This is a genomic window from Ruegeria sp. SATB045, assembly GCF_059613525.1.
On record NZ_JBXWSR010000037.1, the window covers coordinates 128,460 to 147,186 of the forward strand.

At 56.8% G+C, this 18,727-nt stretch carries 15 protein-coding genes and 1 tRNA gene; 12 read left to right on the forward strand and 4 right to left on the reverse strand.

Features of this window, described 5'->3' with window-relative positions; all coding sequences use genetic code 11:
* Positions 1 to 76 precede the first annotated feature (76 nt).
* The 6 genes from AC2FNR_RS20265 (at position 77) to AC2FNR_RS20290 (ending at position 7,030) form a co-directional block, all read left to right on the forward strand.
* Positions 77 to 1,138 (forward strand): ABC transporter ATP-binding protein, encoded by a 1,062-nt coding sequence (locus AC2FNR_RS20265; RefSeq protein ID WP_170559361.1) that lies wholly within the window; start codon positions 77 to 79, stop codon positions 1,136 to 1,138.
* Positions 1,138 to 2,094, forward strand: coding sequence for an ABC transporter permease (locus AC2FNR_RS20270; RefSeq protein WP_170618843.1), 957 nt, complete (start codon positions 1,138 to 1,140; stop codon positions 2,092 to 2,094). Before AC2FNR_RS20265 ends, AC2FNR_RS20270 begins: the two co-directional genes overlap by 1 nt.
* Positions 2,087 to 2,917: an ABC transporter permease gene (locus tag AC2FNR_RS20275; protein ID WP_170486350.1), complete on the forward strand. Its 831-nt coding sequence runs from the start codon at positions 2,087 to 2,089 to the stop codon at positions 2,915 to 2,917. Before AC2FNR_RS20270 ends, AC2FNR_RS20275 begins: the two co-directional genes overlap by 8 nt.
* Before the next feature lie 50 nt (positions 2,918 to 2,967).
* Positions 2,968 to 3,999, forward strand: coding sequence for an extracellular solute-binding protein (locus tag AC2FNR_RS20280; protein WP_170486351.1), 1,032 nt, complete (start codon positions 2,968 to 2,970; stop codon positions 3,997 to 3,999).
* 110 nt (positions 4,000 to 4,109) lie between these two features.
* Positions 4,110 to 5,330: a serine hydrolase domain-containing protein gene (locus tag AC2FNR_RS20285; protein WP_170559363.1), complete on the forward strand. Its 1,221-nt coding sequence runs from the start codon at positions 4,110 to 4,112 to the stop codon at positions 5,328 to 5,330.
* 29 nt (positions 5,331 to 5,359) lie between these two features.
* Complete coding sequence (locus tag AC2FNR_RS20290) at positions 5,360 to 7,030, forward strand: amidohydrolase (protein ID WP_496851078.1); 1,671 nt, start codon at positions 5,360 to 5,362, stop codon at positions 7,028 to 7,030.
* Positions 7,031 to 7,488: 458 nt separating this feature from the next.
* Here the strand turns inward: AC2FNR_RS20290 and AC2FNR_RS20295 are convergent.
* Positions 7,489 to 7,563: transfer RNA gene (locus AC2FNR_RS20295), tRNA-Gln, on the reverse strand.
* A gap of 282 nt (positions 7,564 to 7,845) precedes the next feature.
* Here AC2FNR_RS20295 and AC2FNR_RS20300 point away from each other — a divergent pair.
* A complete protein-coding gene (locus AC2FNR_RS20300) occupies positions 7,846 to 8,754 on the forward strand; it encodes a haloalkane dehalogenase (RefSeq protein ID WP_496851080.1) in 909 nt (302 codons plus the stop codon).
* 17 nt (positions 8,755 to 8,771) lie between these two features.
* On the opposite strand, the gene AC2FNR_RS20305 is transcribed toward AC2FNR_RS20300, so the two are convergent.
* Complete coding sequence (locus AC2FNR_RS20305) at positions 8,772 to 9,263, reverse strand: SH3 domain-containing protein (RefSeq protein WP_170353108.1); 492 nt, start codon at positions 9,261 to 9,263, stop codon at positions 8,772 to 8,774.
* A gap of 168 nt (positions 9,264 to 9,431) precedes the next feature.
* Here AC2FNR_RS20305 and AC2FNR_RS20310 point away from each other — a divergent pair, with 168 nt between their 5' ends.
* The 4 genes from AC2FNR_RS20310 (at position 9,432) to AC2FNR_RS20325 (ending at position 16,319) form a co-directional block, all read left to right on the forward strand.
* Entirely contained in the window at positions 9,432 to 10,418 is a 987-nt protein-coding gene (locus tag AC2FNR_RS20310) for a 2-hydroxyacid dehydrogenase (RefSeq protein WP_353393464.1), read from the forward strand.
* Between the two features lie 43 nt (positions 10,419 to 10,461).
* Positions 10,462 to 12,255 (forward strand): gamma-glutamyltransferase, encoded by a 1,794-nt coding sequence (gene ggt, locus AC2FNR_RS20315; RefSeq protein ID WP_496851082.1) that lies wholly within the window; start codon positions 10,462 to 10,464, stop codon positions 12,253 to 12,255.
* A gap of 24 nt (positions 12,256 to 12,279) precedes the next feature.
* Positions 12,280 to 13,677 (forward strand): FAD-binding oxidoreductase, encoded by a 1,398-nt coding sequence (locus AC2FNR_RS20320; RefSeq protein WP_496851084.1) that lies wholly within the window; start codon positions 12,280 to 12,282, stop codon positions 13,675 to 13,677.
* 134 nt (positions 13,678 to 13,811) lie between these two features.
* Complete coding sequence (locus AC2FNR_RS20325; RefSeq protein WP_496851085.1) at positions 13,812 to 16,319, forward strand: GcvT family protein; 2,508 nt, start codon at positions 13,812 to 13,814, stop codon at positions 16,317 to 16,319.
* A 176-nt stretch (positions 16,320 to 16,495) separates the two neighbouring features.
* Here the strand turns inward: AC2FNR_RS20325 and AC2FNR_RS20330 are convergent, their stop codons facing one another.
* Positions 16,496 to 17,149 carry a DUF938 domain-containing protein gene (locus tag AC2FNR_RS20330; RefSeq protein ID WP_496851087.1) on the reverse strand — a complete coding sequence of 218 codons (654 nt, stop codon included), beginning with the start codon at positions 17,147 to 17,149 and terminating at the stop codon, positions 16,496 to 16,498.
* The gene (locus tag AC2FNR_RS20335; RefSeq protein ID WP_496851089.1) at positions 17,149 to 18,213 is read right to left on the reverse strand and encodes an NAD(P)/FAD-dependent oxidoreductase; all 1,065 of its coding nucleotides are present in this window, start codon (positions 18,211 to 18,213) and stop codon (positions 17,149 to 17,151) included. Before AC2FNR_RS20335 ends, AC2FNR_RS20330 begins: the two co-directional genes overlap by 1 nt.
* A 121-nt stretch (positions 18,214 to 18,334) precedes the next feature.
* Here AC2FNR_RS20335 and AC2FNR_RS20340 point away from each other — a divergent pair, with 121 nt between their 5' ends.
* Positions 18,335 to 18,727 (forward strand): hypothetical protein, encoded by a 393-nt coding sequence (locus AC2FNR_RS20340; protein ID WP_496851090.1) that lies wholly within the window; start codon positions 18,335 to 18,337, stop codon positions 18,725 to 18,727.

The window sequence follows — 18,727 nt, forward strand, 5'->3', positions numbered from 1 at the left end:
GAGGTATTCACAGGGTAAGTCTCCCGGCTCTAAGCTGATTCTACATATCAACAAGTTCGGGTGTCCGGATCAGACCATGATCGACGTAAAGAATGTGACAAAACGTTTTGGCGAAGGTCAGGCGGCCGTGACGGCTCTGGAGGACGTGTCGCTGACCATTCCCGCAGGAAGCTTTTTCACGCTTTTGGGCCCGTCAGGTTGTGGCAAGACGACACTACTGCGGCTGATCGCCGGGTTCGAGCTTCCAAGCGAAGGCGAAATAGCGCTGGACGGTGAGTCGATTGGCCATCTAGCACCCAACAATCGGCCCGTGAACACAGTGTTTCAGAACTACGCCCTGTTTCCGCACATGAGTGTGGCCCGCAATGTCGGGTTTGGCCTTGAGATGCTGAAAAGGCCGAAAGCCGAGATCGACAGCACCATCACCGAGATGCTGGACCTGGTGCAGCTGGGCGAGTTTGCAACGCGCCGGGTTGATCAATTGTCAGGCGGGCAGCAGCAGCGCGTGGCTTTGGCGCGCGCACTGGCGCCGCGCCCGAAGGTTCTGCTGCTGGACGAACCCCTTTCTGCTTTGGACCTGAAACTTCGCAAAGGAATGCAGAGCGAGTTGAAGCGACTGCAGCATGAGACAGGCATTACGTTTGTTTTTGTCACGCATGACCAGGGGGAAGCACTGGCGATGTCGGACCAGATCGCTGTGATGTCGGCAGGCTCGGTACGTCAGGTCGGCACACCGGAAGAGATTTACACAGCCCCAAAAAGCAGATTCGTTGCGGACTTTATCGGGGACACCAACATCGTAAACGCTACGTTGCTTGGCTTTGACGGAGACGCGGCAAAAATCCGGTTTGGCGAAGGCAAACCACTCACGATTCACACTGCCAGCACCTTGCTCGAACCGGGCCCCGTACATGTCGCTCTGCGCCCCGAAACGATCCGTGTGGTCGAGGAGAGTGCCGAAACAGCGCTCTTACGTGGCGAGGTCGTGGACAGCACCTATTTCGGGGCCGGGTCGCAAATGCTTGTGCGGCTGGAAGATGGTGTCAGTGTTCACGTCCAGGTTTTCACTCCGCGCCCCATCGGATCGCGCGTCGGGCTCGAATGTGACACCTCCATGCTGCATGTGCTGGAAGACTGATGGCCGGTGTTGCACATATCCCGCAGCTGGACGCCGCGTCGAGATTGCTTGCGGCGCAGGCCGAGCGCGCGCGTCAAAGACGCAGAACCCGGCTTTTCCTGCTGGCCCCGGCGCTCGGGATTATCGGTATCTTTGGACTGTTCCCGCTCTCTATCGCCCTGGTTTACTCGTTCCTTGAACCCGGGACCTATGGCGGCGTTGAATGGACGTTCTCTTACGACGCCTATGTGCAGTTCCTGTTCGAGCGGGATATTTTTGATGACACGCTGACCTTTAACAGCGCCTATCTTCAGATCTTCGGGCGTTCCTTTGGTCTTGCCGTCACCACTATGATTGGAACCCTGCTCCTTGGGTTTCCTGTTGCTTACTTTATTGCGGCCCGTCCGCAGGAACAACGCAATTTTTGGCTGTTCGCCATCACTCTGCCGTTTTGGACAAACCTGTTGATCCGTACGTACTCAATGCTTCTGATCGTACGGGACGAGGGTTTTGTGAACCTGACGCTGATGAACATCGGCCTGATCAGCGAGCCGATAGAGATGTTGTACACTGATGGCGCGGTACTGGCCGGGCTGGTCTACAGCTACCTGCCTTTCATGATCCTTCCGATCTATGCCTCGCTGGAGAAGTTCGACTTTTCACTGCTTGAGGCAGGGCATGATCTCTATGCCACACGCACGCAGGTGTTCCGCCACATCATTATACCGATTACCCGTCCGGGCATTGTCGCTGGCTGCGTTCTAGTGCTGATCCCGGCGCTTGGGGCCTATATCACGCCGGAACTGCTCGGCGGTGGTAAGAAACTGATGATCGGCAACCTGATTGCCCTGCAGTTCGGTTCGGGCCGCAACTGGCCCTTTGGTGCCGCTGCTGCACTGATCCTGATGGCAGTCGTGTTAATCGCACTTCTTGTCAGCTTGCGAGCAGGTGCTTCGAAGGAGAGTGGACATGGCTAAACTGTCGTCACTCTTCCGGCCGTCGACAGACGCGCGCGAACTACGCCGGCAACCCCTGTTCACCGGCGTGTCCTGGCTGGTTCTGTTGTTCCTCTACGCACCGATTGCCGTCCTGGTCGTGTTCTCGTTCAACGATAACCGTTCTGTTGTGCGCTGGACCGAGTTCAGCTTGCGCTGGTACGCGGCGGCCTTGGAAAACGATGACATCCGACGGTCGGCAATGATCTCGGTACAGGTCGCTCTCACCGCGACCGTGTTTTCCACCGTCATTGCCACAATGGCTGCACTGGCGACAACGCGTGGCGATATTTATCGCGGCCGTTCTGCGGCTATTGCGCTCATAAACCAGCCCCTGATGATCCCCGAGATCGTCACGGCGATTGCGACGCTGGCCTTCTTTTCGATCCTGCGCCAGCTCACGGGTGTTACCGGGATCGGCTGGCTGATCCTCGCCCACACAGTTTTCTGCGTGCCCTTTGCTTACATGCCGATCCGCGCACGTTTGTCAAATTTGTCCGTAACTTACGAAGCAGCCGCCGCCGATTTGTACGCGACGCCCTGGCAGACATTCCGCTATGTGACGCTGCCTCTTTTGATGCCCGGTGTTATGGCGGGGGCGATGCTGGCCTTTGTAGTCTCTCTTGACGACGTCATCATCACGCTTCTGGTGGCCGGACCGGGTGAAACCACCTTGCCCATCTATATTCTGGGCCAAATCCGTCGCGGCGTAACGCCAGAGGTCAACGCCGTTTCGACCATCCTGATCGGAGTGACCATAGCCATGGTCGCCCTGACCTTCTTTCTGCAACGCAAACGAAAATAACAAGAAGCCCGCGCTGCTGCGGGACGCCATCAATCTCAACGGAGGACAAAATGAAATACACTCTTCTCAAATCCGCAGCCATCTCGGCCCTGGCGTTCAGCGCGGCAGGAGCGCATGCCGAAGGCAAACTGAACATTTTTAACTGGGGGAACTACACCAACCCAGAGATGATCGAGAAATTCGAAGCCCAATACGATATTGAGGTCACGCTGGACAGCTATGACAGCAATGAAACCATGCTGGCCAAGGTCAAAGAGGGCAACACCGGCTATGATGTTGTTGTTCCTGGCGACTACATGATCGCGATCATGGTAGGCGAAGGCTTACTGGCCGAAATCAACGCTTCCGAAATGGACAACTTCAAGAACATGGACCCGAACTGGGTCGATGTATACTGGGATCCGGGTCGCAAGTATTCGGTCCCATATCAGTGGGGTACGACCAGCTTTACGGTCGACAGCGCGGTCTACAGCGGTGACATAGACACGCTTGGCCTGATCTTCGATACGCCCGAAGAGCTTAAGGGCCGTATCAACATGCTGAATGACATGAATGATGTGATCAACGCCGGCCTGCGCTACCTAGGCTATCCGCGCTGCAACTCCAATCCCGATCAGATGAAAGAGCTGATGGCACTGCTCGAAAATGCCAAGGGTGACTGGCGCACCATGGACTATGCGGTGATCGAAAAGCTGACGTCGAAAGATGTGGACCTGTCGCAAAGCTGGAACGGCGCGGCCATGCGCGCCCGGGCGGATCGCCCGACATTGCAGTACGCCTATCCAAAGGAGGGGTTCACCGGATGGATGGATAACGTCGCGGTTCTTGCCGACGCGCCCAACATGGAAAACGCAAAGCTCTTCGTGAACTTCATGATGGACCCGGAAAACGCTGCAATGACCTCGAACTTTGCGCGTTATGCCAACGGGATCAAAGGTTCCGAGGCATTCATGGATGCCGAGATGCTCGACGCGCCTGAAATCGTGATGCCCGCAGGCGCACCGGTACCCGACTTTGTGAAGCCTTGCGACCAAGACGTTGTGGACCTGTACAACAAGGTTTGGACCCGCCTAAAGCAATAAACTTAAAAGTCACCTGTGGTCGGCCCATCTCTGGTCGGGCCGACCCCTTCCAAAGTTTTTTTTAACCTGACTGCGGCCCCTGTTTGGGTCGCCTTGCGGGAGCATGGAAAATGCAAAACAGCAAATCCGGCACCAGGCCCAAAACAGCGCGTGAGATCGGCATCATGCAGGGTTTCCCGCCCCCGCCTGAGAAACGCCCGTCTCTCGAGAACTGGGACCTCGCCCCTTTCAACCGCTGGACATTCCAGAACATGCGTAGTCTGTTTCCCACGGTCGATGTTCGTCCGGGCCCAAATACCCGAGAACTGATACAGGCGCCTCGTGACCTGCTGGATACGGAGTTTCAGACCTTTGATGACCGCCAACTATCGGTCGGGAACTGGCTGACTGAGAGCTACACGGATGGCTTCCTAGTGTTGAAAGGCAACCGGCTTTTAACCGAGATATATGCCAACGACTTTACTCCGGACACCGCACATTTGGGGCAATCTGTCTCCAAATCCCTGATCGGCTCTCTGGCCGGTGTGCTTCACGGTGAAGGCAAGTTGGACCTCTCGGAGCCGCTTGACAACATCGTACCGGAGCTTGCTGGGACCGGCTATGCCGGATGCACTGTGGATCAGGCGCTCGATATGCAATCCGGCGTGCGCTTTACCGAGGATTATGGCTTTCCAGATAGTGACATGACGCGCGTTGATGTGGCGTCGGGCTGGCGCCCGGTTCGCAAGGGAGAAATCAAACCTACCATTCGGGATGTTATTCTAACTTTGCCCCGGGAAAGACCCCATGGGCAGGCGTTTTCTTACCGCTCGATTGAGACGGATGTCATCGCCTGGGCCTTGGAACGTGTGAGCGGCGAAGACCTTGCTTCGCTCTTGTCCAACCGGATCTGGCAAAAGATTGGCTGCGTGCATTCGGGTTTTTTTACCGTAGACGACGCCAAGACAGCACTCGCTGACGGCGGGTTCAACGCAACTCTTCGGGACTATGCCCGCTTTGGCCGCATGATGGCTGATGGTGGCAAGGTTGGTGACCGACAAGTAGTGCCGAAAAGCTGGGTTTCAGGGATTTGTTCGGGAGCGGACCCTTCAAAGCACGGTGACCCGTATGACGTGCTGTCCCCTCAAGGGGCATACCGAAGGTTCTGGTGGGTTCATGACCCGAGGCGCGGCGTGTTCATGGCGCGCGGAGTTTTTGGTCAACTGATCTTCATTGACCTGACCGCGGACGTGGTTATCGTCAAGCTTTCCAGCTGGCCCGACTATCTGATCCAGTCCTTTAGCCACGATGCCGTGCGTGCCTGCGAGGCAATCATTCGCGCACTTGAATAGTTCAAACCATCACAGACACAAGAGGCCGCATGTCGCCAAAACCTGATCTGATCATCCTCAACGGTTCTCTCCTGACCTTTGACGACGCCACGCCGAAGGCTTCGGCCCTGGCAATTCAGGGCGGCATAATTGTGGCTGTTGGAAACACCGACGACATCCGTACTCTGGCTGGGAATGGAACCAAAATCATCGACGCTGCGGGCGGCACCGTCATGCCTGGCTTTATTGATAGCCATGTCCACCTTTTCGGTGGAGCGGCCGAGTTAGGCATGTTGGACCTGCGCGAAACGACGGGCTCGGATGTTCTGACAAACGCATTGCGAGCCTTTGCGGCCGAGCACCCCGACGAACCTTTGCTTATGGGGGTCGCCGCCGACTACGAAATTCTTGGCCCCGGCGTCACAACGACACGGCAAGATCTGGATCGCATCCTGTCCGAGCGCCCGGTTGCGTTAATGTCGGCTGACCACCACACCGTCTGGGCAAACACAATTGCCTTGGAAAAGGCGGGCATTCTTCACGGCGGCCTCGTTCCCCCCGGTTCGGAAATCGTGATGGTTGGGGATGGTAACGCACAAGGTCAACTGAACGAAACCGGTGCTTTTGGCCCTGTCCTGCGCCTGTCGCGACTGGGAGGGCGCGATCTTCTGGGGTATGTTACAGGAGCGGACCCCGTGCCACCCGCAACACCAGAGGAACGCGCCTTTGATAAGGAAGTCATACTGCGTGGTCTGAAGCACTGCGCTTCCCACGGGATCACGGGGTTGCATAATATGGACGGCAACTTCTATCAACTTGAGCTGCTGAGTGAACTTGAGGCCGAGGGGCGCCTTCCGATCCGTGTTCAGGTGCCCATGCACCTCAAGAACACCGACCCTCTGGATCGTTTGGAAGAGGCCGATGAAATGCGCCGACGCTTTGCGTCGGATATGGTTTGGTCAGGGCGCGTAAAGATGTTCATGGATGGCGTGCTGGACAGCTATACAGCACTGATGCTCGCGCCTTATCCGGGCAAGCCGGAAAGCCTCGGCGATGCTGTATTCAGTGCCGAACACTTTAACGAAGCCTGCATTCGCGCTGATGCAATGGGGTTGCAACTCAGCACGCACGCAATTGGCGACGGTGCCGTTCGGCGCACGCTGGACGGTTACGAGGCAGCGCGCAGTGCCAACGGCGCACGGGATTCCAGACACCGGATCGAGCATATCGAGGTGATAGACCCCTTGGATCTGCCCCGTCTGGCAGCCCTCGACGTCGTTGCCTCTCTTCAACCATTGCATTCACCCGCAGGAGGATTGTTTTCTCCCTATTCGGCCGGAGACATTCTGACAACCGAGCAAATCCCTTTTGCGTTCGCGTGGAACAAAATACGCGAGAGTGGCGCCAAGATTTGCTTCTCGACGGATTGGCCAGTCGTTCCCGTCGACACAATGATGACGATTGCCGGAGCAGTAAACTGCAATGAGCTGCCATCGCCCTGGCAGGACAACCGTCAAAGCCTTATGGCCACGCTTTCCGCTTATTCGCATGACAATGCGTGGCTGGAGTTCAACGAGGATCAAAAGGGCCGTCTGAAGTCGGGATATCTGGCCGACATTGCCATTCTCGAACAGGACCTGTTTTCGATTGAGGAAAACCAATTAGCAAATGCGCGCATTGCTGTGACCGTTTGTGGAGGCGCCGTTTCGCATACAGGTTGAAATGCTAAGCATCGATTGTATCAGTGCTTAGAGAACTTCTTTCAGGCCGCGACGATTGTCGGCATTGCGCAGCAAAGCAGACCTTGGCCTCGAGCGCAGCGAATGACCGCTTCCCGCCCTTTTCGACGGATGCTGCGGTCATTGCCGAAGTCGCCTTTGGGCTCGAAGCGGTCATCTGAGTTTTTTGGTCAGATGACAGCATAGGAGCGGATAGCGGACGTCGAGTCTTGCAAACCTATAATTTCGACCATGCAAGAATTTGATTATCCACGCGGTCTAGTCCCTTCATGGCCTATTGTTAGACCCGCCCCTACGGCCATCTTGAATCGGCTAGAGTCGATTGTTCAATCGATGGAAGCCAAATCTCGGAAATAACGGCACTGGTGGGAGTAATGGTGGGAATAAAAAACTCTACAACTAATTTAGTAAAATAAAAACATATACTTAATGGATAAAGGTGGCTGGGGTGGTAGGATTCGAACCTACGATACACGGTACCAAAAACCGCTGCCTTACCACTTGGCTACACCCCAACGGTGAGGCGCTATCTACGATTGTTGTCTGGGGGGTTCAAGTCCTTTCAGGCAAAAAATCAGCTCAGGTTAAAATATTTTTTCGAACCTGAGCAGCCGCCATACTGGGGTCTTCAGGACAGCATTAAAGGGATCGCTTTTTCAAGGCTCGTAGCCCTCAAGCTTTAGAAGATCGCCGCAAAAACGGTGTGCTCGGAAACCGCTGCTAGGCATTGTGATGTGACAGGCGACCTAAGTGCGTGCCATTCATTTAAATAGCCCATCATAAAAAGTAGGTGAAAGATGATATATCTGCGCACACCAGACGAACGTTTCCAAGAGTTGTCGGACTACGATTTCACTCCGCATTATACACAGATCGACGACACTGAAGGCGGGTTTATGCGAATCCACCATGTCGACCAAGGACCGCAAGAGGCCGCGCCTGTCTTGATGATGCATGGTGAGCCAAGTTGGTCATACCTGTACCGACATATGATTAAGGGATTCGTTGCGCAGGGTCATCGGGCGATTGCACCGGATTTGATTGGCTTTGGGCGGTCGGACAAACCGACCGAGCGCGACGATTACACCTATGCGCGCCATGTGGCCTGGATGGGAGAATGGCTTCGCAAAACGGATCTACATAACATTACGTTGTTCTGTCAGGACTGGGGCGGTTTGATCGGCCTGAGACTATGGGCAGAAATGCCGGACAGATTCGCACGTATTGTGGTTTCGAATACGGCTTTACCCACTGGTGATCAGCCAATGGGTGAGGCGTTCGAAAATTGGCGGACATTCAGTCAGACTGTCCCGGTTTTTCCGGCAGGTGGCATCCTTCAAGGCGGAACCGAGACGAGCTTGTCCGACGAGACATTGGCAGCCTATGACGCGCCGTTTCCCGATGAAAGCTACAAAGCCGGAGCGCGCCAGTTCCCCATGCTTGTTCCCGCGTCACCGGACGATCCGGCCGCTGGGCCTAACAGGCAGGCTTGGGAGGTGATACAGGGACTTAAAACTCCGGTTCTTACGGCCTTTGGCGCAGATGACAAAGTCATGGCAGGGATCGATCAGATGTTCCAAAAACTGTGCCCCGGCGCTGCGGGACAACCGCATGTCGTGCTGCCCAAGGCAGGCCACTTTCTGCAAGAGGATGTTGGCACCGAACTGGTAAAGCTGACCTGCGATTTTATTGAACGGACGTCCTAGTTACCGGAGCAAGCCGATCATTCGCGAACTTCACCGGGGTCTACACCCCAAAGATTCGACTTGAGTGTCCAACCTTTGTAACCACCGGCTGAGATCCGACACCAGTCAATGGTGCAACTGCCCAGCCGGGCAACAACTCCGGCCTCGAACTGGGCGCTGACCGGTGAGTTCGGATCGGGGTTGGTGTATACGGGCAGCATTTCGGATTCGATCAAAACCGTCCGTACGCCGGACAACAAAGCATAGTGTACCCAGCCACCGGCTCCGTCGCGATCCTGAACCTTCCGCCAGTTTCCGAATTCGGCCGTCACCTGCAAGGGCATCCCACGCCGTTTGAAGACCCAGTCGATTCGATGTGTCAAAGACGGGCCGCGCCGTACATTTCCCTCGGCCGCCTTCATCGAGACGAAACGCGGCAGCGGCAGGTTTGTGACTTGGCCGCGTTTATCCTGTGCAGCTGCGCTTGACGCGCAAATTCCTATCAGGATCACGCTTATCAGCGCCGCTATTCGGCGTTTTGCGGGTAGAATACCACTCACTGACGGTCTGCTCTTGTGCCTGTTGATCTTGTTTCGAAAAAAGGTGGTTTCAATGCCCTTGGGGTTCTTGTGCCCCGCCTTTTCCTGCGCCACGATGCCATGGCGCGCGAAGTTTTGCAAAGCAGTGGGAGTGCACAGGTGCCAAGAGAACGTCTGAGTGTTGTCGTTACGCGACGGTTGCCCGAGGCGGTGGAAACGCGATTGAGCGAACTGTTCGATGTTCAGCTGCGTACAGACGATGCCCCCATGACCCGAGATGAGCTTGTCGCCGCGGTCAAAGAGGCAGATGTGCTGGTTCCCACCATCACCGATACAATCGACGGCGGGCTGCTGGGGCAGGCGGGTGAGAACCTGCGTCTGATCGCCAACTATGGTGCAGGGGTCGACAATATTGATGTGGCAACCGCCCGCCAGCGGGGCATTCTGGTGTCCAACACTCCGGGTGTGCTGACCGATGATACCGCTGATATGACCATGGCTCTGATTCTTGCCGTGACGCGTCGTATTCCCGAGGGGCTCTCGGTGATGCAAAAATCCGAATGGGATGGCTGGGCTCCTAATGCGTTGTTGGGCGGCAGAATCGGCGGGCGCCGTCTGGGCATCCTTGGTATGGGCCGGATCGGTCAGGCCGTAGCGCGGCGGGCCAGCGCCTTTGGGATGCAGGTGCACTACCATAACCGCCGCCGGCTACGGCCTGAAACGGAACACGAGCTTGAGGCAACCTATTGGGAAAGCCTTGACCAGATGGTTGCTAGGATGGATGTGATTTCTATCAACTGCCCGTCGACACCGTCCACTTTTCACCTGATGAACGCGCGGCGGCTGAAGCTGATGAAACCCTCGGCGGTGATCGTGAACACTTCGCGCGGCGAGGTGATCGATGAAAACGCTTTGACCCGGTTGATCCGCTCGGGCGAGATCGCCGGGGCCGGTCTGGATGTGTATGAGCACGGCACCGATGTGAACCCACGCCTGCGGCAATTGTCCAATGTCGTGTTGCTGCCTCATATGGGGTCCGCGACATTGGAAGGCCGGATTGAGATGGGCGAAAAGGTCATTATCAATATCAAAACATTCGAAGACGGCCACCGCCCACCGGATCAGGTGGTTCCTGCCATGCTTTGACGCATCACGCAGGCTGGTTGCTTTTATTTTTTAGGAGGACACTATGAAACGAAGTCTGATTTCAGGATTGTTATTGTCCGTCATGGCCTTTGCTGGCCCGGCCATAGCGCAAGAAGCAGCCGACACCGTCGCACCCGAAGGTGGTTCGACCGGGCAGGTTCAGGGCCTGACCGAAGAGGTCATCGCCGCACTTGAAGCCAAGCTTGCGGGCGAGCCGGTCACTTCGGAAAACTGGATGGTCGCAGCAGCGAACCCGCTGGCAGTTGAAGCTGGGGCCAAGGTTCTGCGGGCCGGAGGATCAGCTGCCGATGCGATGGTTGCCGTTCAGGTTGTACTGGGTCTGGTTGAACCTCAGTCGTCGGGCCTTGGGGGCGGTGCGTTCCTGGTCTGGTATGATGCCGCAACCGGTAAGATGACCACGTTGGATGGCCGTGAAACGGCTCCGTTAGAGGCAAACCATCGTCTGTTTCAGGATGAAAATGGCGAGCCGCTCAAGTTCTTCGATGCTGTTGTCGGCGGCTTGTCTGTCGGAACACCAGGCACCCCGGCACTGTTGGAAGAAGCGCATCGCCGCTGGGGCCGCAGCCCATGGCCCAGCCTTTTTGCAGACGGGATCACACTGGCTGACGACGGATTCCTGGTTTCGCCCCGGTTGGCAAGCCTTGTTGAAAAGGACGCCGAGCGACTGTCACGTTTTCCGGTAACGGCCTCGTATTTCCTGCCGGATGGCAAGCCGCTTGAGCAGGGGCAGCGTCTGGTGAATCCGGACTATGCTGACACGCTGCGGGCGCTTGCCAGCGAAGGCTCGGCTGGCTTCTATGGCGGAGAGATCGCCGCCGGGATCGTTAGCACCGTTCGCGGGGCCGAAGGCAATCCCGGTGTATTGTCGGGTATCGATCTGGCGCTTTATCAGGTGATCGAACGCGAACCGGTCTGCGCGACCTATCGCGCCTACGAGGTCTGCGGCATGGGGCCGCCATCTTCCGGCGCGCTGACAGTTGGGCAGATCCTGGGCATGTTGGACGGGTATGATCTGGCCGAGTACGGACCAGAAGATATCAATACCTGGCGTCTGATCGGAGATGCCTCGCGGCTGGCTTTCGCTGATCGCGGCCGCTACATGGCCGATCACGACTTTGTCCCGATGCCGACACAGGGGCTGGTCGACCCCGGCTATTTGTCCGAACGCGGAGAGCTTTTGAACACAGATGGTGCTTTGATCGACGCGAAACCGGGTAACCCGGCCTTCGATCACGCATCAAACTGGGCAGATGACGTGTCGATTGAGCTGCCATCGACATCGCATATTTCGATCGTGGATCAATACGGCAATGTCCTTTCGATGACCACGACCATTGAGAATGGGTTTGGATCCCGTCTCATGACCAACGGGTTCTTGTTAAACAACGAATTGACTGACTTCTCGTTCAAGACCCACAAGGATGGTGTGCCAATTGCCAATCGGATTGAACCCGGCAAGCGACCCCGGTCTTCGATGAGCCCGACAATCGTAACGCAGGACGGTAAACCGGTTCTGGCCATCGGCTCGCCCGGAGGCAGCCGGATCATTGGCTATGTCGCCAAGTCGATCATCGCGTGGGCAGACTGGGATATGGATGTCCAGCAGGCCCTGTCCTTGCCGCATCTGGTCAACCGGTTCGGCACCTATGACGTGGAACAAGGCACTGCAGCCGAAGGGTTCACGGATGGTCTGACCGCGCTGGGATACGAGGTTAATCCACGCGACCTGACCTCGGGGTTGCACGCGATCGAGATCGGCGACGTTCTGATTGGTGGCGCGGATCCAAGACGTGAAGGCATTGCGCTGGGCGAATAACCCAGCGCCTCAACAAGGAGCAGCATGGTGCAGGCAGTTGCGTTGCCCCGGAATGAAAACGGGATACAAACGGTTGTCGGAATTCTGAAACAGAAATTCGGCGACCGGTTGCAAACCGGTAAGGCCATTCGAGAACAGCATGGCCACACGACGACCTGGATTGAAAACCAAAGCCCCGACGCCGTTGTTTTTCCGCATTCTACCGACGAAGTGGCCGAGATTGTCAAAGCCTGCGCCACACACAAGGTTCCGGTGATCGCGTTTGGCACCGGAACCTCGCTTGAGGGGCATGTGAATGCGCCTGCCGGAGGAATTTCGGTTGATCTGACACAGATGAACAAGGTGCTGGCCGTGAATGCCAGCGATCTGGACTGTGTCGTGCAACCCGGTGTCACGCGCGAAGATCTGAATAACCATCTGCGCGATCAGGGCCTGTTCTTTCCAATCGATCCCGGCGCGAATGCGTCGCTGGGTGGAATGGCGGCCACGCGCGCCTCGGGTACGAACGCGGTGCGCTACGGTACGATGAAGGATAATATCCTCAGCCTTGAGGCCGTGATGCCCGATGGGCAGATCATACGTACCGGCCACCGGGCTAAAAAATCCTCGGCCGGGTATGATTTGACCCGTTTGCTGATCGGCGCCGAAGGCACGCTGGGCATCATTACCGAGATCACCTTGCGACTGCAGGGCATCCCCGAGGCAATCTCCTCGGCGCGTTGTTCTTTTCCAACCGTCGATGCGGCCTGTCAGGCTGTGATGATGACCATTCAATACGGTGTGCCTGTTGCCCGCATAGAACTTCTGGACGAGATGTCGGTGCGCGCCGCCAATGCCTATTCCAATCTGGCCTTGCCGGAAACGCCGCTGCTGTTGCTTGAGTTTCACGGCTCGGAACACGGTGCCGTCGAACAAGCCGAGACCTTCGGTCAAATCGCTGAAGAATTTCAGGGTACGGATTTTACTGCGACCACGACCACCGAAGAGCGGAACAAGCTGTGGCAGGCCCGGCACGATATGTATTGGGCAAGCCTGCAGCTTCGGCCGGGCGCGCGCGGAATCTCCACCGATGTCTGCGTTCCGATCTCGCGACTGGCCGAGTGCGTCACGGCCACGCAAGATAAGGCGCAAGAGCTGGGCTTGATGGCCCCCATGGTTGGGCATGTCGGAGACGGCAACTTTCATACCTTGTTGCTGATTGACATGGACAATGCCGATGAGGTCGCAAAAGCCGATGGTTTTGTGGGTTGGCTCAACGATCTTGCGATCTCGATGGAAGGCACCTGCACCGGAGAACATGGAATCGGTCAGGGCAAGCGTCCGTATCTGGTCAAAGAACTGGGTGAAGCCACTCGTTATATGGCAGTCATTAAGGCGGCGCTGGATCCCGACAACATCATGAACCCCGGCAAAATTCTGTAGCTGCTTCACTTCCATTTGAGTGAATGCGCCACCAAAGGTCGGTTTTGCCCTTTTTTGCGTCGGCTGGACTTCGCGCTAAGACGCAGGCTTGGGCATAAACCTTGCCAAACAGACTCAATCCGGAGAGCGGGCGAATGAAAACCCAAGTCAAAGCACTGGTTGTCGGCGGCGGTGCCGTCGGGACCTCGATTGCATACCACCTTGCCAAGGCAGGCTGGGACGATGTGATGCTGATCGAACGGGACGAGCTGACATCTGGTTCTACGTGGCACGCAGCGGGCTTGTTGCCACTGTTCAACATGTCCTATGCGACCACCCACATCCACAAATACTCGGTCGATTTCTACAAGACACTTGAGGAAGAGACCGGCCTGAACGCGGGCTTTGCCGTGGTTGGCAACCTTCGCATGGCGCAGACGCAAGAGCGTATGGACGAATACATGCTCTATGCCTCGACCGCCGAGACCTGTGACGTGGCTTATGAATGGCTGACACCCGAGCAGATCAAGGAACGCTGGCCGCTGATCGAAACCTCGGACCTGAAGGGCGCGATCTATCACACCGAAGATGGCTATATTAACCCCGCAGACGTAACGCAGGCGATGGCCAAGGGTGCCCGTCAGCGCGGAGTTGATATCGTCCGTAAACTGCAGGCCGATGCCTTCCATTGGAACGGCACCCACTGGGAAGTCACCTGCACCAAGATGGTTGAAAAAGGTGGCAACCTTGTCGAAAGCGACGAGCAGGTGGTTATCACGGCCGAACATGTCGTGACCGCATCGGGTAACCACGCACAGCGCACCGCCAAGATGCTGGGCATCAAGATGCCTGCGATCCCGGTCGAGCACACTTTTATCGTCATGGACAAAGACCCCGAGCTGGTCAAATGGCGTGAAGCCGGTAACCCCGAACACCCTGTTGTTCGTGACGCTGACAACGAGTCCTATGCGCGAGAGGAACGTGGCGGCTGGATTTTGGGTATCTACGAACACGGTGCTCCCGCGCGCTTTGAACATGGCGTGCCCGACAGCTTCCGCGCTGACCTTTTCCCGCTGGATCTGGACCGGATCGCGGATCAGTACATGGCGATGGCTGAGCGTGTGCCGTCCTGCGCCGAATCCGGCCTGAAAGACGATTTTAACGGCCCGATCTGCTATACCCCCGACGGCAACCCGCTGGTTGGTCCGGCTCCGGGCCTGCGCAATATGTGGCTGGCCGAGGGCTTCTCGTTCGGGATCACTGCTGCAGGCGGCACCGGCTATTATCTGGCGCAGATGATGGTCGATGGCGAAGCCGAGATCGACATGGCCTCGCTGGACCCCAAACGGTATTCGTCGAACTGGATGACCACCGAATTCGCGGCGCGCAAGAACGAAGAATGCTATGAGCACGTCTACATCCTGCACCACCCCGATGAAGAGCGTGAAGCCTGCCGTCCGCTGCGTACTGTTCCGGCCTATGACCGCCAGAAAGCGCGCGGTGCTCAGTTTGGCTGGGTCAACGGCTGGGAACGTCCGAACTATTTTGGCCCCGTCGATGCTCCGGATAACTTTGACAAAGAAAGCCGCAGCTTCCGTCGCGGTGGCTGGTGGAAACACGCCGTGGAAGAAGCCAAGGCGATCCGTGAAGGCGTGGGCCTGATCGACGCGTCGGCCTTCACCAAGCACGTCGTCAAAGGCCCTGGTGCGACTCAGTTCCTGGATTGGTTCACCTGCAACAAGCTGCCCAAGGTCGGTCGCATCAACCTGACCTACGCGCTGACCTCGCATGGGACCACCCGCACCGAATACACCATCGTCCGTAATGGTGAGAACAGCTACTACATCGTCTCTGCCGGTGCCTGGACCGAGTATGACGCGGATTATCTGCGCAAGGCGGCCGAGGACAAGATGGAGGAGTTCGGCTACATCGAAATCCAGGACGTGACCACCCAGTGGGGCGTCTTCGCAATCGCCGGACCCAAGTCGCGTGACGTTCTGAAAGAGGTTATCAAAGACGCCGATCCGGAAACCGCACTGTCCAACAAGCGTTTCCCTTGGCTGTCGGCCCGTCAGATCGAACTGGGCATGTGCCCCGTGAACGCAATCCGTGTGGCCTATACCGGCGAACTGGGTTGGGAATTGCACCACCCGATCGAGATGCAGAACTACCTGTTCGATCTGCTGGAAAAAGCCGGTGAGAAGCACGGTATGAAGCTGGTCGGCGCCCGCGCCCAGAACTGGCTGCGTCAGGAGAAATCCTATCGCGCCTTCGGCACCGAACTGGGTCGCGACGCAACCCCGCTGGAAGCCGACCTGCCGCGTTTTGTCGATCTGTCGAAAGACTTCTACGGCAAGGCCAAGCTGGAAGAGACCGGTGTGCGCGTGAAGTGCTGCACTCTGCTGATTGACGGGCCGGACGATGCGGACCCGTGGGGCCGCGAGGCGCTGTATACGCCGGAAGGTGAACGCGTCGGTCGTCTGACCTCGGGCGGTTATTCGGTCGCGTTCGAGAAATCTATCGGCATGGGCTATGTGAAGCCTGAGCTGGCGGTCGAAGGCACCAAGCTGCAAGTTAAAATACAGGACAAGCTGTGGGATGCGGTTGTGACCTGCGACAGCCCATATGATCCAAAGAACGAAACCATCCGAAAGGACGGTTGATACAGAGTATCAATTCAGGCGGCGCAAAAATGCGCCGCCTGAAAAAGCCGATTTGGCGGGTCAGGTGTTTTCGGTCGGAGAAAGCCGTGAATTACTGCAGAAGCTGTAGGCTCGTGTGATAGGATAACCCAGTCTGACGGGGTAGCAGACACACTGGCAACAGGTTTGGATTTCGATCAGAGGCCAGGCTTTTCCACCACAAAGGCCAAATTGTTTGCAGGCATCTCAATGGTTTTCACAAGGGTCAGGCCTTGTTCCAGCATACACCCGATAATGTCTTGATCGTTCTTGTATCCGATTTCCGCATCTTGTTGCACCAACGCGTCATGGAACCGTTGGTCACCATCACTGGTCAGTTGCCCTGATCGCATGAAAGGCCCGTAGAGGATAAAGCGTCCGCGTGGGTTCAGGGCCTTTGCAGCCTCAGTCAGAATGGTTTGAGTTTCCTGCCAGCTGATCAGATGCGTTAAGTTGATCAGGACAATCAGGTCGCGTTCACCGTACTTCTCATGCCACCCCGCTGCCGTTGCATCCAATTCCACAGAGTTGGCAATATTGGCATGCTCGGCAGCATACGTGTCGATGCTGGAGCGGCGCTCGGGCTCAATTTCAGTCGGTTGCCACACCAAACCGGGCAGTTTTCGGGCGAATGCGCTGACGTGCTGCCCTGTGCCACTGGCAAGCTCCAGCGCTTGGCCAGCGGTCGGAGCCCATTCCGCAAGCAGGTCTGATAAAGCTTCGTTGTTGCGGGTGGCCGCCGGGGCGATCATTCGGGCGCCCTCGGCCTGCGTTGCAACACTGGCGTTTGCGGGAAGGGTGCGTTTGCTCATTATCGGAACCTGCAGGGCTTTAGGGCGTTTACACTGTCTGCGTCTAAGTCAGAGGTCGCGCCAGTTACCAAATCTGCAACCAGCTTAGACGCGGCGGGCGATGTCTGGAACCCATACCCGCCCTGACCGGCAGACCAGATAAATGTCGGCTCGGACGGTTCCGGCCCCAGAACCAATGTGCCGTCCGGGGCAAAGCTGCGTAGCCCAGCCCAGTTGGCCTCAAGCCGGGTAACGGGTTCAGTCATCATTTCTTCGTACCGGGCCAGCCCTTCGGCAAGGATCATGTCGTCCGCATAGGCGTCATGTGGCGGTACAGGGGTCGCCTCGGACGGAGAGACGATCAGACTGCCTGCGTCTGGTTTGGCATACCACCCTTCGCCTGCACCCAGCATCATGGGCCAATCTCGAACATCGTAGCCACCCGGAGCTGGAATGCGTGCCATCGATCGTCGCTTAGGACTGATACCAACCGGCGCAATCCCAGCCAAAGCAGCGACCTCGTCGACCCAGGGTCCGGCGGCATTGATGACAAGGCGCGCTTCGTAACGATGTTGACCGTCAACCACCCAGTTCTTGCTTTTTTTCAGGGACGTGACACGGTTTTTTGTCAGAACTTCTCCGTCATTGCGGCGAATGGTTCGGGCAAAATCCTGCATCAAACGGTCGGTGTCGATGTCGAATGCGGCGTCGCTGATCGCCGCGTGGCTCAGGACCTCTGGGTTCAGGATAGGCACACGCGAAACTGCGTCCGAGTTGGAGATAACTTGCATTGAAAGATCGCTGACATCGCAGTCAAAGGCCTCTTGCTGCGATGCGTTGGCAACCAACATAAGACCGCGTGGAGTAAGATACCCACCTTCGTGCAGAAACCCGGCGCTGGCCCGGTTCAAAGCAACGACCGATGGAGGGCCATAGCTTTCCTCGAACAAGGCGGCCGAGCGGCCAGAGGCGTGGTACCCAAGGGCGTCTTCGGCCTCGAGCACAGCAACTTTACCGAAAGCAGACAGGCGCGCCCCGGTGCTGAGGCCAGCTATCCCTCCACCAATGATGAGGAAATCTATCATACCGCTTGAATCCTTGAAAAAAACCGCACAGACGGGGCAAGCCGCGCAGCGCATACTAAGCAGGCTTGAATTTGGGCATCAACCCATCCAAACACGTCATATACAATTGTAGGAGGGCAGGGTGACAGCCGCAGATTTACACCCAATGGCCACGGGACATATTCCGCACTACGTGGTCCAGGCGGATGGCAGTGATTATCTTTTGACGTTCATGTTCGTGTTTACGGTCGGTGTGATCATCTTGATCGGTGTGGGGTATTTCACGCTGCATTCGATTCCGGAAAAAATCGCACACGAATCCAATCATCCACAGTTTCAACTGGTTGGTATTCTTGCCCTTCTGGCCTTGTTTACTCATAACGGCTTGTTCTGGATTGCCGCCATCTTGGTCGCCGGTTTTCAATTTCCCGACATAGGTGCGCCATTGCGTGCGATTGCCGATGCGATCCGATCTTTGGGGCCGCAGAGTCAGGATCCAACCGCGCCCCCGTCGCCCGAACATCAGGAGCAATAA

Coding starts and splice junctions, on each gene's coding strand:
- AC2FNR_RS20265 (WP_170559361.1), top strand. CDS start 77: ATGATCGACGTAAAGAATGTGACAAAACGTTTTGGCGAAGGTCAGGCG.
- AC2FNR_RS20270 (WP_170618843.1), top strand. CDS start 1,138: ATGGCCGGTGTTGCACATATCCCGCAGCTGGACGCCGCGTCGAGATTG.
- AC2FNR_RS20275 (WP_170486350.1), top strand. CDS start 2,087: ATGGCTAAACTGTCGTCACTCTTCCGGCCGTCGACAGACGCGCGCGAA.
- AC2FNR_RS20280 (WP_170486351.1), top strand. CDS start 2,968: ATGAAATACACTCTTCTCAAATCCGCAGCCATCTCGGCCCTGGCGTTC.
- AC2FNR_RS20285 (WP_170559363.1), top strand. CDS start 4,110: ATGCAAAACAGCAAATCCGGCACCAGGCCCAAAACAGCGCGTGAGATC.
- AC2FNR_RS20290 (WP_496851078.1), top strand. CDS start 5,360: ATGTCGCCAAAACCTGATCTGATCATCCTCAACGGTTCTCTCCTGACC.
- AC2FNR_RS20300 (WP_496851080.1), top strand. CDS start 7,846: ATGATATATCTGCGCACACCAGACGAACGTTTCCAAGAGTTGTCGGAC.
- ggt (WP_496851082.1), top strand. CDS start 10,462: ATGAAACGAAGTCTGATTTCAGGATTGTTATTGTCCGTCATGGCCTTT.
- AC2FNR_RS20320 (WP_496851084.1), top strand. CDS start 12,280: ATGGTGCAGGCAGTTGCGTTGCCCCGGAATGAAAACGGGATACAAACG.
- AC2FNR_RS20325 (WP_496851085.1), top strand. CDS start 13,812: ATGAAAACCCAAGTCAAAGCACTGGTTGTCGGCGGCGGTGCCGTCGGG.
- AC2FNR_RS20330 (WP_496851087.1), bottom strand. CDS start 17,149: ATGAGCAAACGCACCCTTCCCGCAAACGCCAGTGTTGCAACGCAGGCC.
- AC2FNR_RS20335 (WP_496851089.1), bottom strand. CDS start 18,213: ATGATAGATTTCCTCATCATTGGTGGAGGGATAGCTGGCCTCAGCACC.